7 protein-coding genes and 1 CRISPR repeat array are annotated in these 24097 nt (G+C 55.8%); all 7 genes read left to right on the top strand.

The window, feature by feature from the left end; genetic code table 11:
- Nucleotides 1-123 precede the first annotated feature (123 nt).
- Genes cas10d through cas2 form a run of 7 tightly spaced genes read left to right on the top strand, consistent with a single transcriptional unit; the run spans nucleotide 124 to nucleotide 6748 of the window.
- The gene (gene cas10d, locus EKD03_RS15770; protein ID WP_129632988.1) at nucleotides 124-2202 is read left to right on the top strand and encodes a type I-D CRISPR-associated protein Cas10d/Csc3; all 2079 of its coding nucleotides are present in this window, start codon (nucleotides 124-126) and stop codon (nucleotides 2200-2202) included.
- A 7-nt stretch (nucleotides 2203-2209) separates the two neighbouring features.
- On the top strand, nucleotides 2210-3214 hold the full coding sequence (gene cas7d / locus EKD03_RS15765) for a type I-D CRISPR-associated protein Cas7/Csc2 (RefSeq protein WP_161569289.1): 1005 nt from the start codon (nucleotides 2210-2212) through the stop codon (nucleotides 3212-3214).
- Between the two features lie 9 nt (nucleotides 3215-3223).
- Nucleotides 3224-3895, top strand: coding sequence for a type I-D CRISPR-associated protein Cas5/Csc1 (gene cas5d, locus EKD03_RS15760; protein ID WP_129632984.1), 672 nt, complete (start codon nucleotides 3224-3226; stop codon nucleotides 3893-3895).
- Nucleotides 3896-3949: 54 nt separating this feature from the next.
- Nucleotides 3950-4768: a CRISPR system precrRNA processing endoribonuclease RAMP protein Cas6 gene (gene cas6 / locus EKD03_RS15755; RefSeq protein WP_129632982.1), complete on the top strand. Its 819-nt coding sequence runs from the start codon at nucleotides 3950-3952 to the stop codon at nucleotides 4766-4768.
- On the top strand, nucleotides 4758-5372 hold the full coding sequence (gene cas4, locus EKD03_RS15750) for a CRISPR-associated protein Cas4 (protein ID WP_129632980.1): 615 nt from the start codon (nucleotides 4758-4760) through the stop codon (nucleotides 5370-5372). Before cas6 ends, cas4 begins: the two co-directional genes overlap by 11 nt.
- Before the next feature lie 35 nt (nucleotides 5373-5407).
- Entirely contained in the window at nucleotides 5408-6445 is a 1038-nt protein-coding gene (gene cas1 / locus EKD03_RS15745; protein WP_161569288.1) for a CRISPR-associated endonuclease Cas1, read from the top strand.
- A 6-nt stretch (nucleotides 6446-6451) separates the two neighbouring features.
- The gene (gene cas2, locus EKD03_RS15740; protein WP_129632976.1) at nucleotides 6452-6748 is read left to right on the top strand and encodes a CRISPR-associated endonuclease Cas2; all 297 of its coding nucleotides are present in this window, start codon (nucleotides 6452-6454) and stop codon (nucleotides 6746-6748) included.
- A 199-nt stretch (nucleotides 6749-6947) separates the two neighbouring features.
- Nucleotides 6948-24057: a CRISPR direct-repeat array (repeat unit 37 nt; unit sequence GTTCCAAAAGCCCCAAATCCGCCCGGCGGATTGAAAC).
- Between the last annotated feature and the right edge of the window lie 40 nt (nucleotides 24058-24097).

Raw genomic sequence — 24097 nt, 5'->3', positions numbered from 1 at the left:
GGCATACGTGCATCACCTATTCGTAGAAAAATACAACGATAGGCGATTTTTAAAGTTTATGTACTAGCACAACCCCCAACTCCGCAAACACTACTACTCGCCGCACGCCAGGCCGCGCTTCGTGTGCGTACATCACTTGCTGCTGAGCGGCTTGGTGCTGAAATTGCCGACCTACAAGGATTAGAGACATCTCGGATGGCAGCGGCAACAAAAAAGGAACTCTTTGCGCGCCTGGGTAAAGAGGCATTAGCACAGGAAGGACTCCCAAATGATGTGCGAGTTGATCAACTCGCCGAGTACCTGGGTTTCATCTGGCGGCGAATGTTGCGTTTTTGGTTCCCGAAATCCGATTGGGCTACCAAGCTCATTCTAGAACTACTCAAGCTAGAAGATAGCATTACTCCTGAACGAGCCGAAGCTGGACGTAGCGGCACTCCAACAGGTTGGTTCTATGTAGCAGCACGTTATATTCAGCGCGAATCGCTCACCATTGAAGCGCTTGATGATCGTATGGCAGAACTGGGTACGGAGGTATTGCGCTATCTCGCTACGCACCAATTGACACCACCAAGTAATAGTCGTTTCGAGTCGGCATTCCGCGACTATGTTCGGGCTACAATCACTATTGATGGACAGATGCTTGCATCTGTAACGGGATTGACTGAACGCTTTGCCCGTGAATTGCAACAGTATACTGAGCGTAAAGCCATCAATAAGGTGCAATGCTCACTCTGTTCTTCACCCTACGAGGCGCGCCCCCAAGATAAGAGCGAGGTCTTATTTAAGCCGCAGCAATATAGTAATAAGACCCGCCTTGATACTTCCACAGTGGTACGGGGGATCTGTCCAATTTGTGCCATTGAACTCATGCTACGCCAAGTGCAACAGGGTATGCGTGCTGGCTCCGCACAAGATGAGAAACCCGTTACGCTCTGGCTCTACCCAACCTACTTCTTTACCCCAGAGACAGCCCAGGTCATTCATGATTTCATCAATCAACTACGCGATCTCAATCTACCTGGACTGATCTTTAGCCACTTGGAGCGCCATGGGTTTACGCTTGATGCGTTAGCTACCTATGAGAACTTTGTTGCGCCTGCCGCTGATGCTACGATTGGCACGACATGGACACTCCGTGTTCCTCAATTTGCCGAACGTGATCTCGCATCGCTCTTCTTCTTCACCCTACGCCCCGCAATGAGCAAACCGACAGATACAGACTCTTGGGTTGTACCTGTCTTCTATGCGTTAGCCTTACCACTCTTACTCGATATCAATGTCGTTGCAACGGCTTCGTTTGTGCCACTCTATAGTAGTAGTGCCGAATTTCGCGGTACAACTGTACTTGATGCCCCGCATAGTTTCACCAAATATGTACTCGATGGGGATGAGTTGCGCGTTGACCAAATAGAACCGCAACTCTGGAGATTATTACGTCTCTACCAACTCCATCTAGATGTCTTTGCTGAACCAAAAGACATGCGTTGGGGCATGCTGAACGGAGTGGCCAAAGACGTAGATACCGATCCATTAGCAGTCTTTAGCTACTATGAGCGTAAACAGCGTGCGCCAAAAAAGGAGGAAGCAGCGAAAGGAAAGGGCAAAGCCAAAGCCAAAACTCAGCCCAAAACAGAGGGCGGCGATACCATACCACCTTATGTTGTTGATCGATATATGGCGATCTACCACACACTCAGGAGGGATACTGTGACGAGCTTTATTGCCCGGCTAGTTGATGCTTATGCGGTGTTTTATCACGCTGATTATGCTCATCTGGGGTCGGCGTACACGGTTCTTCGGCCACTTGGTACGGCGATAGATGTAACCAAGAATAGCAACCCCGATAGTGATGAAGAGACTCTCATCCTTCTAATCGCTGGTGCAATTAATGATGAGATGGATCGTGTACGCAACGACTCTGCTACTAGTGGTGGTTTCGATCCAATCTGGATGGATAAGAGTCAAGGTACTGTTCCAGAACGACTCGACATATCACGGCAAGCCATCGCTCATTTTGCACAACAGTTTGTTACGTTGTGCTTCAATGAATACTGCAAGGGTGATCGTGGCGTATTGCGCGAACGCGCTAACCGTATTCGTTCCGCTGCCAATTTCTATTACCTTTCGCAGCCCTACGCTCGTCGTAACCGTACTAATAGTGGATCTGAATCATCTGAGGCGTCAACTACACCAAAGGAGTAAACCTACTATGAGCATCCTAACCGCGCTTGCGAATGATACGACCATCTTCCATTCAGCCTTTCCATTGAAGCCTTCGGGTCGCTATGCTCACTTTATTCTGCTACGTGAGACGGAGTCTTTTCCTCTCTTCCAAACGGATGGTAGTCTCAATGTCATTCGTGTACGAGGAGGGCTTACTGATGTAAATAAAGACCCGATGACCCGGCTCATTCTCTTCAAGCGTAAGCAATCTTCACCTGAGCGACTAGTTGGTCGTGAACTGCTCCGTACCGTAGGGGTGATAAGTGAAGATAAGAAGAACAAGGATCGCTATTGTGAGTACAATAGCGCCGACTTCTGTAAAACATGTCCTGATTGTATCCTCTATGGATACGCCATCGGCAGCGAGGGGGCTGAAAAATCGAAGGTCTTTGTAGATACAGCCTATTCGGTGACACCCTACGAGACATCGCATAAGGCATTCTCATTCAATGCGCTCTTCGAGCACGGAACCATGACGGATCAAGCTACTGGTAAGACACGCAGTAGTTTTGGCGAGCAAGACTATGTGGTTCCACAGGTCTTCTTTCCTAGTATCGTGACACTACGAGATCCAACCTATGCTGGATTCCTCTATATACTAGGTAACCTGTTGCGTACTGAGCGTTATGGTGCGCAAGAGACACGCACAGGACGGGTATACAACCACCTGATAGGGGTCGTATTTAGTAATGGTGAGATTTTCAGTAATCTACGCTTCACCCAGGCCATGTACGATGTCTTACATGAGCAAGGGAAAACGAACGATCTCTTAGAACGTGGTGCTGCGCTCAATGCAGCCATTCAAAGCTACCATACGTTGATAGCGCAGGAGCCAGTTACTCGTGATGTGGCATTTATTGGCCCTGAAGTAACTGAACTACTGAGTGAAGCAACCGCACTCTATAGTGATAGCCAACGTACTCACCAGTTAATGCACATGCTTGATGAGAGTACACGTGCCTATGCAAGTTCGGCCCGTGGAGGCAAATAGGAGCGCGCGATGCACATCTACCGCTGCACGCTCACCATTCAAGAGAGTCTCTATTACGCAACTCGCGAGATGGGGACGCTTTATGAGACTGGGCGCTATCTGCATAATTACGCGCTTTCGTATGCGCTGTTTCAAAACACACGTATCCAGGTACCGTACTTTTGCACAAGTTATCGCCCAACCTATGCGGATGATCTTACACCTCTGGTTGAGGCGGGCATCTACGTTACGCCGGCCCAACCCATGCAGATTGACTATCTTCTCGTGACATGGAAGATAGGACAGGTAAGCTATTACCGTAAATCTGAGCAATTTGGCGGGCGCAACTACCCAGCCAACATTGGCCGCGCCAAAGAGATCGCGCCTGAATCCACCTTCAGTTGCTATGTACTGAGTGCCGAGCCACTGAAGTTGCCGCGCTGGATACGGCTAGGAAAGTGGCACAGTAAGGCCATGGTTGAAGTGGCCGAGGTGACACTTAAAGAGGCTGAGGGCGACTATACCGCTGCTGCGCCGCTCAATCCCTTAGATCTTCCCGGTGGCATCTTACGTGCCTTCGACATCATCTCGATGCCACCGGCCAGCCTAGTTGCTAACGCCCGTTGTAGTGGCCGCTACTATCGGTTAGAACAAGGGCTTGGCTTGCCCTTGGATATGCGCTACACCTTCCCGAAGCCGTGATTGCCGCTGCTTGATGCTGCCCCTTCAGCATCAAGCAGCGCATGGAGCCTCTCCATGTCCGCCTTTCCCGACCTCTACGCCTTTGTGGTTGAACTGCGCCCCCTCGCCAACGGCCCGGCACCACGACCGCAGGGCCAGGGGGCGCAAGCCCTCTTCCTCGATCTTGTACGCCAGGTGGCTCCCGATGTCTCCGAGGCGCTGCATGCCGATGCTCAGAGTAAACCCTATACGGTTGGCATTTTGCCCAGTCGTCGCCGCGATGTCGTACTGCTACGAGTCTCGTTATTGCAAAGCGGCCTCTTCCAGCCCTTTGTTCAGGCATTGCTACGCCAGATGCCCGGCGGTGCATTGCGTTTGGGCCAAGCACGCTTGGCCCTCGGTGATGTGATCGGAACCCCACCCCCCCAAGGGCATCCATGGGCCAGTTTTGATAGTTTTGCCGATCTGCATGCACGGGTAGCCCCTGCCCATACCGTCACCCTAGAATTTGCGAGTGCCACCGCAATTGGTCAGGGGTCGCGGGCGGATGGCCGCCAACGCCTGAACTTGCTGCCCACACCTGAAGCGATCTTCCCGAGCTTGGGGCGGCGCTGGAACGATCTGGCTCCACACGATTTTAGCTTTGATATAGAACAGGTACGCAACGCCAGCCTGGATACCATGGTGAGCCACCATCGGATCGAATCAACCGATATTACGTTAGGCAAGGGGCCACAAAAGGGCTTTGTGGGTATTGTCGCCTACGAACTCCCCGCCGACCCCATGCAAGCCCGCCTCCTCACCACCCTCGCCGATGCGGCCCTCTTTTTGGGCGTAGGCATCAAGACCGCACGCGGGATGGGGCTGTGCCGGAGGATGAGCAATGCAGGATAACAGCATTGACTATATTCCATTGGCGATGATCAATGCTCTCGCCTACTGTCCACGACGGTTTGGCTACGAGTTCATTCAGGCAGAGATGCTACTCAACGAACATGTCGTCGAAGGCACCCTACGGCATCAAGGCGTTGATCTTGGCGGCACCGTCTGGCTCACCGACGCCGTGCAAGAGCGACGGGTCTATGTCTGGAGCGAGCGGCTCAAGATCGCCGGATTCTGTGATCTGGTCGAAGTCCAAGCGGGCCAACACTACCCAGTTGAATACAAAAAAGGCCGACCTGGGCGGTGGAAAAATGATCATGCCCAACTCTGTGCCCAAGCACTCTGTTTAGAAGAACGCACCGGCCAGAGCATCGAGCGCGGCTACATCTTCTACTTCACCACCCGTCGGCGCGAAGAAGTGGTGTTTAGTGCCGCACTACGGGCCGAAGTCGAAGAACTGAGCGCCGAAGCCCACCGGCTCGCCGCACGAGGCACACTGCCAGCACCAACCAGCAACCCAGGCAAATGCCGTGACTGCTCGCTACAACCCCTCTGCTTACCTGAAGAGTTACGTCAACTGGCTGCCGGAAAGCCACGCTGGGAGCAACAACTATGAGCGTCGAAATCCTTGGCGACGGAGTAGAAATACTAATGGCAACCCTCTACCTCACCGAACAATACAGCCTCGTCAAGATCGAAGGCGAAGCCCTACGTGTTCAACCATCCGGCCAACGCACCGGACAAGTGGTGCGCGTACCCCTCAACAAAGTCGAACAAGTCATCATATTTGGCGAAGTCACCTTCACCACACCAGCGCTACATGCACTCCTTGAGCGGCGCATCCCAGTACACTACCTCACCGCACACGGACGATCACGCGGCTCACTCCTCGCCGACTGGGGCAAGAACAGTGGGCTACGCTTAGCCCAATACGCACTCGCTGGAGACAGTGCGCGGAGCTTCGCGGTTGCGCGTCAATGTATCGCAGGCAAACTGCTCAACATGCGCACCCTCGTGCTACGCTACGCCCGCACGCGAGAAGAGGCCAGCATCCTCGAAGAAGCTGGCGAGCAGATCCGGCGCTGCCTGCGAGAACTCGCACGCCTCGAACCACCAACCGACACCAACGACCGCATGCACGGCCTCGGCCCACTCTTAGGGCTAGAAGGCAGTGCCAGTGCCGCCTACTACAACAGCTTCAACCAGATCCTCAAAGGCACATGGAACTTTCCGGGGCGCGTAAAACGTCCTCCCACCGACCCCATCAACGCCCTACTCTCCTTTGGGTACACCGTCCTCACCAACCAAATCGTCTCCATGGTACACAGCATCGGCCTCGATCCAGGGCTAGGCGTCCTACACCAACCGGGCTTCGGCAAACCAGCGTTAGCCCTTGACCTGATTGAAAACTTCCGCGCCATCATCATCGACTCAACCGTCATCACCCTCATCAACACCGGCCAGATCAAAGCCGACGACTTCGCGGAAGATCTGGGCGCATTCCGCATGAACGACACCACCCGGCGCACCTTTCTGGAAAAACTCGAAGGACGGCTCAACGAAGAGATACGCCACCCGCACTTCGGCTACAAAGTCAGTTATCGGCGCAGCATCGAACTACAAGCACGGCTCTTCGCCAAATACGCCCAAGGCGAAATCAGCGACTACCCACCCTTTACAGTACGTTAGAGCGCCATGCCACCAGCATCAGAAGAGACAACCCTCTACATCATCGCCTACGACATCCCAGACGACAAACGACGCACCAAGATCCACCGAACACTCTGTGGTTACGGAGCCTGGACACAATACTCCCTCTTCGAGTGTTGGCTCAACAAGCGCCAAATTCTGGAACTACAAGCCAAACTAGCCAAACACATCATCCCCAATCGTGACAGCATTCGGTTCTACGCACTCTGCGGAAGCTGCCAAAACAAAGTCATCACCATCGGCAGCGACCGCCCGCACGACCCAATCACCGTCATTTTATGACCCAACCGAAGATCGAGCGGCGAAGCACAAGGCAAAACCCCAGGAGTCGCTCGCACTGTAAAACAAGGCTTCCCAATGCGATACAAACTATGGTACACTAGAGGCATGGGTTCAAATTGCAGGCTTGGAAGCAGGACTTCAAGCAGCCGCTCGAAACAGGCGCATTTCATGGCATTCCAACGCGCTTGCGAGCAGCGCGGTTCCAAAAGCCCCAAATCCGCCCGGCGGATTGAAACGATTGGATGCTCCGCCTGACAGCGCTACCCCGAGTTCCAAAAGCCCCAAATCCGCCCGGCGGATTGAAACCGCTCATCTTGTCCCCCTATACGGCTACGTTACGCGTTCCAAAAGCCCCAAATCCGCCCGGCGGATTGAAACGCCTTGACTTTAGTCGCCTGGGTTGCCTGTTCGCGCTGGTTCCAAAAGCCCCAAATCCGCCCGGCGGATTGAAACCGGTGGTCGCAATTGCGCCCACTTGCGCCGCCGTGGTGTTCCAAAAGCCCCAAATCCGCCCGGCGGATTGAAACTGCCAGAAACTCCCGGATCTTCTTCGGGCTACGCCCGGTTCCAAAAGCCCCAAATCCGCCCGGCGGATTGAAACTGCTCCTTCCATGAGGATGCCCTGCCCCAGCAGCCCCGTTCCAAAAGCCCCAAATCCGCCCGGCGGATTGAAACAAATCGCCTGCTGCCGCTGCGCCAATGGCTGCCGCGTTCCAAAAGCCCCAAATCCGCCCGGCGGATTGAAACGATGCACAATAAAAGCCCCGGTACTCGTGGTGAGTACCGGTTCCAAAAGCCCCAAATCCGCCCGGCGGATTGAAACAGATCTATGCCACTGGCACGTATGGATCGAGCGGATGTTCCAAAAGCCCCAAATCCGCCCGGCGGATTGAAACCGGTCAGATCGCTGGCTGCCGCCGCCCCGATGTCTGGTTCCAAAAGCCCCAAATCCGCCCGGCGGATTGAAACCCGTACTGTGCCTGAAGCTGCACGGCTGCGGTACTGAGTTCCAAAAGCCCCAAATCCGCCCGGCGGATTGAAACACGATTGGTATATAGTCAACGTCCACACCACCTATATGTTCCAAAAGCCCCAAATCCGCCCGGCGGATTGAAACGGACGCCCTTGGTGACGAGGGGAAAGAAGAGCTTAGTTCCAAAAGCCCCAAATCCGCCCGGCGGATTGAAACCGGGGTAGCGCTTCAGCACTGCCTTAATCCCGTCGCGTGTTCCAAAAGCCCCAAATCCGCCCGGCGGATTGAAACTGCCCATCAGCGCCGCTACCTGATCCCGTGCCACCTGAGTTCCAAAAGCCCCAAATCCGCCCGGCGGATTGAAACTCTTCGGCGGCGCGGTTGATGCCGAGGATGATCCGAGTTCCAAAAGCCCCAAATCCGCCCGGCGGATTGAAACATTTCGAGTGGCTGCGCAGTGGCGGAAGCGCCGCGTTCCAAAAGCCCCAAATCCGCCCGGCGGATTGAAACTGATGCGCCTCGACATCAACGCAGAGGGGATCACGGGTTCCAAAAGCCCCAAATCCGCCCGGCGGATTGAAACTTCCAACTTTCACAAAGAATGATCGTTCAGGCCATAGGTTCCAAAAGCCCCAAATCCGCCCGGCGGATTGAAACTGCATCAATCGGCGGGGCTGGGTGATGAGGGATTTGTTCCAAAAGCCCCAAATCCGCCCGGCGGATTGAAACGCAAAGGATGGCATTGACCATGACACTCTTCCCCTGGGTTCCAAAAGCCCCAAATCCGCCCGGCGGATTGAAACCGAAGGTTTGCCGGTTCGCCATTGACAATGATGCGCGTTCCAAAAGCCCCAAATCCGCCCGGCGGATTGAAACTAACCCGCGACCTCATTCGCCGCTACGCGATCCCCCGGTTCCAAAAGCCCCAAATCCGCCCGGCGGATTGAAACGATGCCACATCGTGCGTTTGAGCAGTGGCTGCTTGGTTCCAAAAGCCCCAAATCCGCCCGGCGGATTGAAACTCACGCTATTTGATGCAACTCCGCTCGTTGTGGCGACGTTCCAAAAGCCCCAAATCCGCCCGGCGGATTGAAACAAGGCGAGGGCGGTCGAGTCCTTGCCGCCACTGAAGGGTTCCAAAAGCCCCAAATCCGCCCGGCGGATTGAAACACAGGCTTGGGCGTTGCGGACGCTTCGGATTTGGCCAGAGTTCCAAAAGCCCCAAATCCGCCCGGCGGATTGAAACAACGCCGCTTGATCGTCGTCACTCAATGCCTCTATTGTTCCAAAAGCCCCAAATCCGCCCGGCGGATTGAAACAGCATTTGCCTTGCGTGCGACCTCGACAATCCTTCGGTTCCAAAAGCCCCAAATCCGCCCGGCGGATTGAAACGTCACCTCGCACAGATCCGAGACCATCGAGGCAACGAGTTCCAAAAGCCCCAAATCCGCCCGGCGGATTGAAACGGGCAATCTCTGCTCCGGCCCAGTCGCCGCGCTTGAGTTCCAAAAGCCCCAAATCCGCCCGGCGGATTGAAACAAGCCGGTTGCGGCATACTCGAAGATCACCCCCGGCGGTTCCAAAAGCCCCAAATCCGCCCGGCGGATTGAAACCTGTCATTCGTATACACATGCGCCGATGCGGTACGGTTCCAAAAGCCCCAAATCCGCCCGGCGGATTGAAACGCAAAGGATGGCATTGACCATGACACTCTTCCCCTGGGTTCCAAAAGCCCCAAATCCGCCCGGCGGATTGAAACTTTCGTTGCGCGATGGGCTTGACAAATGGGGGTAGATGTTCCAAAAGCCCCAAATCCGCCCGGCGGATTGAAACAGTATGAAGATCTGGTCAACGCCCTACGGCGCAACCGTTCCAAAAGCCCCAAATCCGCCCGGCGGATTGAAACTCTCAGGCAGATGGGCGCGTACAGACGTATCTGATGTGTTCCAAAAGCCCCAAATCCGCCCGGCGGATTGAAACTAGCTGATGGCTCTGGCCGCGCCCGAGATCTCTATGGTTCCAAAAGCCCCAAATCCGCCCGGCGGATTGAAACTCGCCATAGTCGACATTAATGATGCAATCATCGTCCCGTGTTCCAAAAGCCCCAAATCCGCCCGGCGGATTGAAACGTCTATATGGAAGATCTTACTAATCCAGCCCAGAGCGTTCCAAAAGCCCCAAATCCGCCCGGCGGATTGAAACTTTTTAATGACCACCGCTACCGACCTCTCTGTAACCGGTTCCAAAAGCCCCAAATCCGCCCGGCGGATTGAAACCAACGCTCGGTGGAGATCAAACTGATCTCGTTAGAGGTTCCAAAAGCCCCAAATCCGCCCGGCGGATTGAAACCGTCTCGCCACCCTCGCACAGACGACGCAGATGACCGGTTCCAAAAGCCCCAAATCCGCCCGGCGGATTGAAACTAAGGTACCGCTCTTTCAGCGGGGCGGGTACCGAGGTTCCAAAAGCCCCAAATCCGCCCGGCGGATTGAAACCCTCGCGGTCGGCGTGCGCAGTAGGCGCTTGCGACTGAGTTCCAAAAGCCCCAAATCCGCCCGGCGGATTGAAACCCGATGAAACAGCTAGCAATCACCGAGTGGGCCGAGTTCCAAAAGCCCCAAATCCGCCCGGCGGATTGAAACTACACGATACGCCTAATTCGTCAATCGCGTAATTAGCGAGTTCCAAAAGCCCCAAATCCGCCCGGCGGATTGAAACTTTGATCATCAACGCCACATCATTGAGGCGCTGGGCACGGGGTTCCAAAAGCCCCAAATCCGCCCGGCGGATTGAAACATGATCTCTGGACATTCGGCAGCATCTCGTTTCGTCGGTTCCAAAAGCCCCAAATCCGCCCGGCGGATTGAAACGCACGCAGCAGCAGGCCGACGCGCATACCGGCACGGGTTCCAAAAGCCCCAAATCCGCCCGGCGGATTGAAACTTGAACGCGGTAGCCGTATCAGAGCCAAGTACCTCAGTTCCAAAAGCCCCAAATCCGCCCGGCGGATTGAAACTATCCAGAACAAGATCCATGCCGACTCGTGCATTGCTGTTCCAAAAGCCCCAAATCCGCCCGGCGGATTGAAACATTGGCTCTACTGCGATCCAAGCGGCACGGTGCGCAGTTCCAAAAGCCCCAAATCCGCCCGGCGGATTGAAACTCCTATACGATGATCAGATCCTCATCGGCCCCGCTGAGTTCCAAAAGCCCCAAATCCGCCCGGCGGATTGAAACTTCGGCGTCACGAACGAGACCGATTACTATGAGATGTTCCAAAAGCCCCAAATCCGCCCGGCGGATTGAAACTGCCGCCCTAGCGATGTGCTGGGGCGGCGTATAGGGTTCCAAAAGCCCCAAATCCGCCCGGCGGATTGAAACGTTGCGCGATGCGGCCCAACCCTTGATGCCGAGCGCGTTCCAAAAGCCCCAAATCCGCCCGGCGGATTGAAACTAGGTCTGGATTGACGGCCAGACCGATGCAATCAAGTTCCAAAAGCCCCAAATCCGCCCGGCGGATTGAAACCTTTCGTCGTGCTGGCTCTCACCAAGAAACGCCAGGGTTCCAAAAGCCCCAAATCCGCCCGGCGGATTGAAACTAATGCAGACATAGAGCAACGGCAATGAGCCGAAGCAGTTCCAAAAGCCCCAAATCCGCCCGGCGGATTGAAACGTTGAATGCTCTCGACATCGCCGGGGGCTTGCAAAAGTTCCAAAAGCCCCAAATCCGCCCGGCGGATTGAAACACCACCGCATTCGTCCGCTCACCCTGCATCAACCGGTTCCAAAAGCCCCAAATCCGCCCGGCGGATTGAAACTCATTAGCCCAGAGCTACCCAGCGTGCCCCCGGCCTGTTCCAAAAGCCCCAAATCCGCCCGGCGGATTGAAACCGAAATCACCAGCCGCAGTTGGACGGCCACGGGCACGTTCCAAAAGCCCCAAATCCGCCCGGCGGATTGAAACTCATATCCACAAGCTGCTGCCTGATACCCACCAGGTTCCAAAAGCCCCAAATCCGCCCGGCGGATTGAAACTATCTTCCTCATCACGGAGCGATAAAGATCCCGATATGGTTCCAAAAGCCCCAAATCCGCCCGGCGGATTGAAACAGAATTATCAGGGTAGTAAATGCCAGTTCGGAAGAGTTCCAAAAGCCCCAAATCCGCCCGGCGGATTGAAACTAGTTCAGCGCCCCGGTTGGCAGCACCGTCACTGGCGTTCCAAAAGCCCCAAATCCGCCCGGCGGATTGAAACGGTGGCGGCGTGGCGCTCACGAACGTCACCCCAGCGTTCCAAAAGCCCCAAATCCGCCCGGCGGATTGAAACTTAGCGCCAGACGGCGATGTGCGCCACAACAAGGCCGGTTCCAAAAGCCCCAAATCCGCCCGGCGGATTGAAACAACCTGGATCAATGCCACATCGCGCAGGAAGGCATCGTTCCAAAAGCCCCAAATCCGCCCGGCGGATTGAAACCCCAGGAATACTACTTCATCCCCAGCAAGGGGGAGTGGTTCCAAAAGCCCCAAATCCGCCCGGCGGATTGAAACAAACACTGTTAGCCGTAGCAATAGCAGATGAACTAAAGTTCCAAAAGCCCCAAATCCGCCCGGCGGATTGAAACCAGGTTGCGGCTGAGCGCGCCCAGCGCCAGCAGGAAGTTCCAAAAGCCCCAAATCCGCCCGGCGGATTGAAACCTCGTCAGTTCGCCCAGGCTGATCTTCCAGGTGTAGGTTCCAAAAGCCCCAAATCCGCCCGGCGGATTGAAACCGATTGTGACGGCGGCACTGGCGCTCATCCAGGGTGTCGTGTTCCAAAAGCCCCAAATCCGCCCGGCGGATTGAAACTCAAACTGTTCTACGGTCAGGTTGGGCATCTGGTCTTGTTCCAAAAGCCCCAAATCCGCCCGGCGGATTGAAACGCTCTCCTTCAGCGTGGCGGCCATCTCCGCCAAGGCCGGTTCCAAAAGCCCCAAATCCGCCCGGCGGATTGAAACCCTGGATCACAAGGAACTCTGCGGATGACATTGAAGTTCCAAAAGCCCCAAATCCGCCCGGCGGATTGAAACACAAGCCAGAAGATACGATCTCGATGCTGCAAGCCGGTTCCAAAAGCCCCAAATCCGCCCGGCGGATTGAAACTGGCGGAGAGGACGCCTAAATCATCGCGACGGAGAGTTCCAAAAGCCCCAAATCCGCCCGGCGGATTGAAACTGTCTCATTCACCGTCCCCGACGTCGTGCGCAGTTGGTTCCAAAAGCCCCAAATCCGCCCGGCGGATTGAAACGAACTATGGCGTGGAGAGTCGGATAGCTTTAGTCCGGGTTCCAAAAGCCCCAAATCCGCCCGGCGGATTGAAACTGATGATCTTGATGCGTTGACCGGAGGCTTGCAGAAGTTCCAAAAGCCCCAAATCCGCCCGGCGGATTGAAACTGGCAAGTGGCTGGTAGACGGTATTCGCGCCCTGGCGCAGATTGAAGTTCCAAAAGCCCCAAATCCGCCCGGCGGATTGAAACGTGGACACGTTGCCTACCGGGGTGACGTTCGTGAGTGGTTCCAAAAGCCCCAAATCCGCCCGGCGGATTGAAACGGATACACGCCGACCACACACCTTGTCATAGGTATAGAGTTCCAAAAGCCCCAAATCCGCCCGGCGGATTGAAACCGATGCAAAGTGGAGTCAGCCTCTTGACTGCTTCCAAGTTCCAAAAGCCCCAAATCCGCCCGGCGGATTGAAACTCGCTCGATCCTGCCTTTGGCGGGCATTACGTGCGCATGGGTTCCAAAAGCCCCAAATCCGCCCGGCGGATTGAAACCCGAACTCCGAGCAGCATCTACATGAATGAATATATCGTTCCAAAAGCCCCAAATCCGCCCGGCGGATTGAAACGACAAAGAACGACGAAGAAAGCGGAGAATGGTACTCGTTCCAAAAGCCCCAAATCCGCCCGGCGGATTGAAACGGCCAAAATGAACCAACCGGTGTCTTGTGTGTAGCCTAGTTCCAAAAGCCCCAAATCCGCCCGGCGGATTGAAACTACCGTCTAACATACAGCAACGGCGAACACGAGAAGTTCCAAAAGCCCCAAATCCGCCCGGCGGATTGAAACGATGTCTATGCTCTGTCCTTGTTACTGTTTCATTTCCGTTCCAAAAGCCCCAAATCCGCCCGGCGGATTGAAACCTTCATAACTACTCCCCTCTACGCAAAAGACCACGGAAGTTCCAAAAGCCCCAAATCCGCCCGGCGGATTGAAACTCTTCTATTGGCTCTTTTCTGGCGGTTTTTTACAAAGTTCCAAAAGCCCCAAATCCGCCCGGCGGATTGAAACTGGTTTTCGTGCGATTATAGCACGGACTCTCTACGGTTCCAAAAGCCCCAAATCCGCCCGGCGGATTGAAACTGGGCAATCACCCACACAGCTCCAGACGGATAGAGTTCCAAAAGCCCCAAATCCGCCCGGCGGATTGAAACGATGATTATGCCGACTTGCCCTTTTGATTTGTATGGTTCCAAAAGCCCCAAATCCGCCCGGCGGATTGAAACCCCACAACGACGCACTACGGGCACGAGGAAGCCCTGGTTCCAAAAGCCCCAAATCCGCCCGGCGGATTGAAACTGGTGTGATCACGATACTCCCATGGCTTCCTTCTCCCGTTCCAAAAGCCCCAAATCCGCCCGGCGGATTGAAACCGCTGATACCGGCGCACCACACATGGAGGAACTATGGGTTCCAAAAGCCCCAAATCCGCCCGGCGGATTGAAACCGTCTGGTTTTTTTGGGGTACGACTTCCGGCACGTCGTTCCAAAAGCCCCAAATCCGCCCGGCGGATTGAAACTCAGTACCGGGAGAACGTGCCGCATGCCATGCGGCACATCATGTTCCAAAAGCCCCAAATCCGCCCGGCGGATTGAAACCGAAATGAGACCAATTCGGATGCCCCAAGGCCCATGTTCCAAAAGCCCCAAATCCGCCCGGCGGATTGAAACACGAAGGTTTCCGGCTGGACAATCATTCAGCGGCTGTTCCAAAAGCCCCAAATCCGCCCGGCGGATTGAAACTGCGAAGATCGACACTACACCCAGGAGCAACAAGGATGGGTTCCAAAAGCCCCAAATCCGCCCGGCGGATTGAAACGATTCAAATTCAGGATGTACCGTGCGCCGCCTTCTCCGTTCCAAAAGCCCCAAATCCGCCCGGCGGATTGAAACAAGCTGGGCGCAAAGAAAAGCGTGCCACGCTCCCGCGTTCCAAAAGCCCCAAATCCGCCCGGCGGATTGAAACTAAAACTATGACAACTGTTTTGCTTGTTATTTCATCATGTTCCAAAAGCCCCAAATCCGCCCGGCGGATTGAAACTTATTCATGCTTGGGATGATTTGGACATATTGACCTTGTTCCAAAAGCCCCAAATCCGCCCGGCGGATTGAAACAGATGGTGTTGGATGGTGTTGGCTAGATCACTAGCGTTCCAAAAGCCCCAAATCCGCCCGGCGGATTGAAACATGCATTAATCCTATCCATATTGCCCCATCCCGGATGTTCCAAAAGCCCCAAATCCGCCCGGCGGATTGAAACACGCTGGCCGCCCCCTTCCGCGTGTTTGAGCACATCGGTTCCAAAAGCCCCAAATCCGCCCGGCGGATTGAAACTCCGGGTAAGTTGGGGCGGCTAGGGTAGGTATCGCCCGGTTCCAAAAGCCCCAAATCCGCCCGGCGGATTGAAACATCATCGTTTCGATGGGCGCGATCATGACCGTAGCCGTGTTCCAAAAGCCCCAAATCCGCCCGGCGGATTGAAACGGCCTCGGCCACCGGGAGCGGAGTCGGCATCAATCGTTCCAAAAGCCCCAAATCCGCCCGGCGGATTGAAACATTGCCTCCAATCGCTCTACCCCTGACCATATTCAAGGTTCCAAAAGCCCCAAATCCGCCCGGCGGATTGAAACGAGCCATTGCCACGTCGGGGCAAGGCTGCGCTCGGTTCCAAAAGCCCCAAATCCGCCCGGCGGATTGAAACTGTTCAGGAGGCGCTGCACGGCACTCCGCGACGCGTTCCAAAAGCCCCAAATCCGCCCGGCGGATTGAAACATCTCGATCATCTTCTGGAGTTCATCAAAGAGTTGCGGTTCCAAAAGCCCCAAATCCGCCCGGCGGATTGAAACATAGATCAGCCCCGCAAATTCCTCTGGGCTGCGCCGCGTTCCAAAAGCCCCAAATCCGCCCGGCGGATTGAAACAGGGACACCAAGGATTGGTGTGTTTCCTATACCTTCGTTCCAAAAGCCCCAAATCCGCCCGGCGGATTGAAACTAAACCCAAAAGAGATCGGGGAGATCGCCTAGATCGCGTTCCAAAAGCCCCAAATCCGCCCGGCGGATTGAAACCTCATTAATCTCCTTGATGGATTTCTCAATGCCAAAGGTTCCAAAAGCCCCAAATCCGCCCGGCGGATTGAAACGCCGAAGAGCAGCCCTACACCTGGGTCTTGCGGCCCGTTCCAAAAGCCCCAAATCCGCCCGGCGGATTGAAACCGCTCGGCGCGGCTCTTCACCGCCTGGGGCGCGTCCGAGTTCCAAAAGCCCCAAATCCGCCCGGCGGATTGAAACGCCTTCCTGGCTGCGCTCGGCATTGTCGGAAAGCTCGGTTCCAAAAGCCCCAAATCCGCCCGGCGGATTGAAACAAGACACAGAAGAGGGCTGGGGTATCCACAAGGGGTTCCAAAAGCCCCAAATCCGCCCGGCGGATTGAAACTGATCTTGAGGTCGAACAGGCGTTGTCCGAGGCCGGTTCCAAAAGCCCCAAATCCGCCCGGCGGATTGAAACTTCCTCTTGGTGAGGCGGTACCGGCTTCGGATCTTGAGTTCCAAAAGCCCCAAATCCGCCCGGCGGATTGAAACTGGTGCGGGTACCCGTGGGGGTAGTAGTAGTATCCTGTTCCAAAAGCCCCAAATCCGCCCGGCGGATTGAAACGTGTTGCTGCTGAGTGCGTGTAGCCAAAGTGCCCCAGCGGTTCCAAAAGCCCCAAATCCGCCCGGCGGATTGAAACAACTTGGTATGCCGTGGCCAGACGAGCATTATCTCAGTTCCAAAAGCCCCAAATCCGCCCGGCGGATTGAAACAGCGTTTGCCTTAGCGACATTGCTCCACCGGCTGGGTTCCAAAAGCCCCAAATCCGCCCGGCGGATTGAAACCGAGACATGGATCGTCCCCGTGAACGGTGTGTGTGTCAGTTCCAAAAGCCCCAAATCCGCCCGGCGGATTGAAACCTACCTGCCGGCGCTATCGGGGTTGATGGCGACACCATGTTCCAAAAGCCCCAAATCCGCCCGGCGGATTGAAACATTCCCTGTTGCGCCCGAAGGTCGCGCAACAGGGATGTTCCAAAAGCCCCAAATCCGCCCGGCGGATTGAAACAGCGCGGGCAGCGTGGAGGGCTTGCGCGGGCCTGTGGTTCCAAAAGCCCCAAATCCGCCCGGCGGATTGAAACATCTATGAGTAACGCTACGTCGTGCAAATCGCCATTGTTCCAAAAGCCCCAAATCCGCCCGGCGGATTGAAACGAACCCGGATCACCGAGCGGCACCATTGTCTGTCTTTGGTTCCAAAAGCCCCAAATCCGCCCGGCGGATTGAAACTATTGCACGCGGAAAGAATACAGAGGATCGGATTGGTTCCAAAAGCCCCAAATCCGCCCGGCGGATTGAAACGTATCGCTCGCTGACAGACAGGGCAAAAATAAGGAGTTCCAAAAGCCCCAAATCCGCCCGGCGGATTGAAACCATCCTCCTTGGCGGCATCGCGAATGATGGCATCCGTTCCAAAAGCCCCAAATCCGCCCGGCGGATTGAAACTGGCGCGACGGGGCGGCGAGTGAAGTACGAGGAGGTTCCAAAAGCCCCAAATCCGCCCGGCGGATTGAAACGATCCGGGGCGCGTCTATCGCGCTATTCGGCGGCCTAGGTTCCAAAAGCCCCAAATCCGCCCGGCGGATTGAAACTTCCTCGAAGAGCACGGCGCTCTCTGTGGCGCTGCCAGTTCCAAAAGCCCCAAATCCGCCCGGCGGATTGAAACCACGATACTGGACACGATTCCATTCTTCCGCCAAATGGTTCCAAAAGCCCCAAATCCGCCCGGCGGATTGAAACCGTTCGCTGCTATGAATGTTCACCGCCGCCCCCGTTGTTCCAAAAGCCCCAAATCCGCCCGGCGGATTGAAACCCCGGCCTAGCTCATCGGCTGAGATTTCTGTAGGATCTGTTCCAAAAGCCCCAAATCCGCCCGGCGGATTGAAACTGAACCCCGCTCCGAACCCAACGCAGCAAAACCGGTTCCAAAAGCCCCAAATCCGCCCGGCGGATTGAAACCGCTTTTTGACGGCCTGGTGGTGAGCTACACAGACGGTTCCAAAAGCCCCAAATCCGCCCGGCGGATTGAAACTGTGGAGAGGGCAATCCCCTTCAGTGATCTGCTCCCGTTCCAAAAGCCCCAAATCCGCCCGGCGGATTGAAACACACTGGCCATGAAGCTGGCCTGGTGGCTGTTGCCATAGGAGTTCCAAAAGCCCCAAATCCGCCCGGCGGATTGAAACGTGTGGCGCAAGCGGCGCGAGGCCACGCCCAGGCGCGGTTCCAAAAGCCCCAAATCCGCCCGGCGGATTGAAACACACCCTTCCCCACGCTGCCGCTGGCGCTGCCAACGAGTTCCAAAAGCCCCAAATCCGCCCGGCGGATTGAAACAAAATCCTCAGTACTGAGGATGTCACGAACAACCGTTCCAAAAGCCCCAAATCCGCCCGGCGGATTGAAACCGTCCCTGTACCCGGCCCGTCTATGGTCAGATATCCGTTCCAAAAGCCCCAAATCCGCCCGGCGGATTGAAACCGCCCTTGAAATTCACCGACCAAGCGTGGTACTGCGTTCCAAAAGCCCCAAATCCGCCCGGCGGATTGAAACACAGAGACGGCGGGGAGCTTGGCAGCCTTCGCAGCGGGTTCCAAAAGCCCCAAATCCGCCCGGCGGATTGAAACGAGTGCGCGACAGGCCATGGCGCTGAAGCCCCTGAGTTCCAAAAGCCCCAAATCCGCCCGGCGGATTGAAACCATCGCAGGCCCACGCCGTAGCGTGAGCCCCTGCGGTTCCAAAAGCCCCAAATCCGCCCGGCGGATTGAAACGATCTCAAGGGCGGCATGGAATTGGCCTACTACGAAGAGTTCCAAAAGCCCCAAATCCGCCCGGCGGATTGAAACTCAATTTTGATCACCTACTCCGCTGGAATCACCGCGTTGTTCCAAAAGCCCCAAATCCGCCCGGCGGATTGAAACATACTGGATATCTTCGTATGGGCGGCACTGATAGCGTTCCAAAAGCCCCAAATCCGCCCGGCGGATTGAAACGATAAAAATCAACTATTCTCCCCCTTGGCTATGTGCCAGGGGTTCCAAAAGCCCCAAATCCGCCCGGCGGATTGAAACCCAGTCTCGGTCTATCGTATCAATCGCTTCGATCAGCGTTCCAAAAGCCCCAAATCCGCCCGGCGGATTGAAACATTGTCGGCAAGGGCAACCGCCCGCGCTGGCTCTTCTGGTTCCAAAAGCCCCAAATCCGCCCGGCGGATTGAAACATAACAACCTCCTATCTAAATTTGAAGAGATGATACGAGTTCCAAAAGCCCCAAATCCGCCCGGCGGATTGAAACGATCAGGCAGAAGATTATGCCTTTGTTGGCGTGGGCGTTCCAAAAGCCCCAAATCCGCCCGGCGGATTGAAACTGGATAACCAGCACGTCACCCCCATTGATATTGCGTTCCAAAAGCCCCAAATCCGCCCGGCGGATTGAAACATGTTGCCCCCGGCGATCCCATCCGCCCGAAAAGTTCCAAAAGCCCCAAATCCGCCCGGCGGATTGAAACTGTAGCGCAGCAAACTTCTGACTGAGGTTGGTTTGGTTCCAAAAGCCCCAAATCCGCCCGGCGGATTGAAACGCTTGCATAGTTCGTCGTTACCCTTGCTAGAAATGGTGTTCCAAAAGCCCCAAATCCGCCCGGCGGATTGAAACACGGGCAGCAGCCCAAGCGAAGTGGCGAAGCGACTACCCGGGTTCCAAAAGCCCCAAATCCGCCCGGCGGATTGAAACTTTATCCCTTCCTATAATCCATTAATCCATATTGCCCCAGTTCCAAAAGCCCCAAATCCGCCCGGCGGATTGAAACTTCGTATTTCGCCTTGGGCGGGCGAACGGCTACCAGAGGTTCCAAAAGCCCCAAATCCGCCCGGCGGATTGAAACACGCCCTTTCCCACGCTGCCGCTGGCGCTGCCTACGATGTTCCAAAAGCCCCAAATCCGCCCGGCGGATTGAAACTGCAAGCAAAGGCACGACGCCCAAAGGCATCTTGCAGTTCCAAAAGCCCCAAATCCGCCCGGCGGATTGAAACTAATCACGCCCAGATCGGGGACGTGTTTCGGCTCAAGTTCCAAAAGCCCCAAATCCGCCCGGCGGATTGAAACATCGCGAAGTACTGAGGGTTACTCAAATGGAGAAGTCTTGAGTTCCAAAAGCCCCAAATCCGCCCGGCGGATTGAAACTCCATCGCCCCATTCTCGGCAAAGCGGATCGCCGCGCCGTTCCAAAAGCCCCAAATCCGCCCGGCGGATTGAAACATCACTGAACGGCTGCGCGAGGTCTACCACCACCTCAAGTTCCAAAAGCCCCAAATCCGCCCGGCGGATTGAAACTGAGTCCCGTGGCCGGGAGCAACCCGGCGTTGTGTAGCGTTCCAAAAGCCCCAAATCCGCCCGGCGGATTGAAACTGTTGGGACATACTTGGGGCCAAATGCACGGTATGCAGTTCCAAAAGCCCCAAATCCGCCCGGCGGATTGAAACCCTGGAATGCCACAAACATTAAATAATAAGAAGGTGATGTTCCAAAAGCCCCAAATCCGCCCGGCGGATTGAAACGTTTGCTCATGTTTGCTCTGTTTGCTCAAAAATGGGTTCCAAAAGCCCCAAATCCGCCCGGCGGATTGAAACATGCTGAGTCAGTCCGAGCTTTCCGACAATGCCGAGTTCCAAAAGCCCCAAATCCGCCCGGCGGATTGAAACCTGCAAGAGCACGGTCCGCTCACCCCGCAGCGGATTGCGTTCCAAAAGCCCCAAATCCGCCCGGCGGATTGAAACATAGCCGCGATATGCTACCTTTAATTCTTCGAGATGTTCCAAAAGCCCCAAATCCGCCCGGCGGATTGAAACTGGCAGGGACCCAGCCATCAGATCGCCGGGGCGCTGAGTTCCAAAAGCCCCAAATCCGCCCGGCGGATTGAAACTTCCAGCCACGTCTCAAAACCGGCACCAATGCGCGGGTTCCAAAAGCCCCAAATCCGCCCGGCGGATTGAAACATCTTCTTGCTCTGGGAGACCGGTGCGCGGGCATCGGGTGTTCCAAAAGCCCCAAATCCGCCCGGCGGATTGAAACACACGAAAAAGACGATCAGCAGAATAGGCACGGCTATGAGTTCCAAAAGCCCCAAATCCGCCCGGCGGATTGAAACCGTTGATGTACTGCTCAACCGCCCCCAAGTAGTTGCGTTCCAAAAGCCCCAAATCCGCCCGGCGGATTGAAACTCTGTTTGCCCTTCAGCGCCGTCAGACAGCGTTTGAGTTCCAAAAGCCCCAAATCCGCCCGGCGGATTGAAACCGCTGCTACCATTGGATGCCGGGTCTCTCCCCGGCAGTTCCAAAAGCCCCAAATCCGCCCGGCGGATTGAAACCACCAATGACATCTACACCCGCCGTGAGCCGGGGGCGGCGTTCCAAAAGCCCCAAATCCGCCCGGCGGATTGAAACGTGAAGTATGGGTTTGCCCCAAGAACCATATACCAGTGGGTTCCAAAAGCCCCAAATCCGCCCGGCGGATTGAAACGCCGTCTTTGGTCTCTTCAGGGAAAACACGCACGAGGGTTCCAAAAGCCCCAAATCCGCCCGGCGGATTGAAACCCTCAATCAGCGCCGTTCGCTCCGGAGTCAGTGCGCGTGTTCCAAAAGCCCCAAATCCGCCCGGCGGATTGAAACTGGTCTCGCATAGGTCCTCTTCTTGCGGCTCTGGCCGTTCCAAAAGCCCCAAATCCGCCCGGCGGATTGAAACTGGCTATTACCGAGAGGGGGGGAAGTTGAAGAAGTTCCAAAAGCCCCAAATCCGCCCGGCGGATTGAAACCGACACCTCGCTGATGGGGACGATACTGAGGTGGCGGGTTCCAAAAGCCCCAAATCCGCCCGGCGGATTGAAACCAGAAAACACACCGATCCTCGGTGGCCCTTACCATAGGTTCCAAAAGCCCCAAATCCGCCCGGCGGATTGAAACAACATACCACAGCGCATCAAGTCTACAATGCAGTGATTAGTTCCAAAAGCCCCAAATCCGCCCGGCGGATTGAAACCTTAATCACGGCTGACTCCTTTGGCCTTTGCTACATGTTCCAAAAGCCCCAAATCCGCCCGGCGGATTGAAACCTCTTGTCCTTCTAGAGTCGTGTTCACGGAGTTCTTCGTTCCAAAAGCCCCAAATCCGCCCGGCGGATTGAAACTGGCCCAACCAGATCGCCCGCAAAATCCCGCCATTGGTTCCAAAAGCCCCAAATCCGCCCGGCGGATTGAAACGAGCAACCCATCCCGCGCCCCCGCAAAACGGCCTCAAGTTCCAAAAGCCCCAAATCCGCCCGGCGGATTGAAACACTTGCCACCTGAAACATCCAGACGCCGCTTAATCTGTTCCAAAAGCCCCAAATCCGCCCGGCGGATTGAAACCATAACACCTTATGATATGTCGTATTCGTGATCCCGTGTTCCAAAAGCCCCAAATCCGCCCGGCGGATTGAAACAGCGCCTGAAGTAGTTGCACGATCTCGCCCACCTGGTTCCAAAAGCCCCAAATCCGCCCGGCGGATTGAAACCCGGGGCTTTTGACGTGCAGACTACTAGACGGGCCTAGTTCCAAAAGCCCCAAATCCGCCCGGCGGATTGAAACTACTGAGCGCCTTACGTTTCGCCCGGAGTGCGTAAGTTCCAAAAGCCCCAAATCCGCCCGGCGGATTGAAACATCAAGCTCAAGCGCCTGTCGTTGACGTTCGGCGTCGTTCCAAAAGCCCCAAATCCGCCCGGCGGATTGAAACCGGATCACCAGCGACGGTGTCACCTACTACCTTGTCAGTTCCAAAAGCCCCAAATCCGCCCGGCGGATTGAAACGACATTGCCGCGCCTTCAGACTATGATCAGAATCGCGTTCCAAAAGCCCCAAATCCGCCCGGCGGATTGAAACAACGCGGGTCGCTGCATCTCGTGGAGCATCAGCCGCGTTCCAAAAGCCCCAAATCCGCCCGGCGGATTGAAACTACCGCCGCATCACCGAGTGCATCACCGAATTGGTGGTTCCAAAAGCCCCAAATCCGCCCGGCGGATTGAAACCCGAAGACTAATGCTCATCCTCGTCAGTCATCATCAGGTTCCAAAAGCCCCAAATCCGCCCGGCGGATTGAAACCTCTACGCCACGCCGGGGTTCCTGGAGCACCCCTACTGTTCCAAAAGCCCCAAATCCGCCCGGCGGATTGAAACGCGTCGGATGCCCAAGCCGCTGCGGAGGCAACGGCGGTTCCAAAAGCCCCAAATCCGCCCGGCGGATTGAAACCGCCAAGGGCTTCTGCGACCGCCGTATCGCGCGTACTGTTCCAAAAGCCCCAAATCCGCCCGGCGGATTGAAACCAAGTGCTGCGCCACATCCGCGAAGAGCACCTGCCAGGTTCCAAAAGCCCCAAATCCGCCCGGCGGATTGAAACTCTCCTCAATTGTCATCCTCGTGAGCGTCACAGAAAGTTCCAAAAGCCCCAAATCCGCCCGGCGGATTGAAACCCTTCATTGACCAATTCAAACTCAGGATACCAGTCAGTTCCAAAAGCCCCAAATCCGCCCGGCGGATTGAAACGCATCACATACCACGCCACGCTGAGCACGATAGGTTCCAAAAGCCCCAAATCCGCCCGGCGGATTGAAACGGGCATAGCACTCTTTAGGAAGAGCGGAAAAATCCAGTTCCAAAAGCCCCAAATCCGCCCGGCGGATTGAAACAGGCGGCGCGATTGCGTTCACGCCGCAACGTAGCGAGTTCCAAAAGCCCCAAATCCGCCCGGCGGATTGAAACACCACCTACCATGTCAATCCAGACGGCCAACCCATGTTCCAAAAGCCCCAAATCCGCCCGGCGGATTGAAACATGCACCGGTGTAGGCACGCGGTAACGTCCCGCGCCGTTCCAAAAGCCCCAAATCCGCCCGGCGGATTGAAACGGCTACGCGGGCTGCGCTCCCTCGCGCTCGATCCGCTGTT

The sequence above is a fragment of the Candidatus Oscillochloris fontis genome, assembly GCF_004138135.1.
In the GTDB taxonomy this organism is placed as follows: domain Bacteria; phylum Chloroflexota; class Chloroflexia; order Chloroflexales; family Chloroflexaceae; genus Oscillochloris; species Oscillochloris fontis.
Note: the sequence above shows the minus strand (reverse complement) of the source record. Positions and strands in the feature narration are given on the sequence as shown.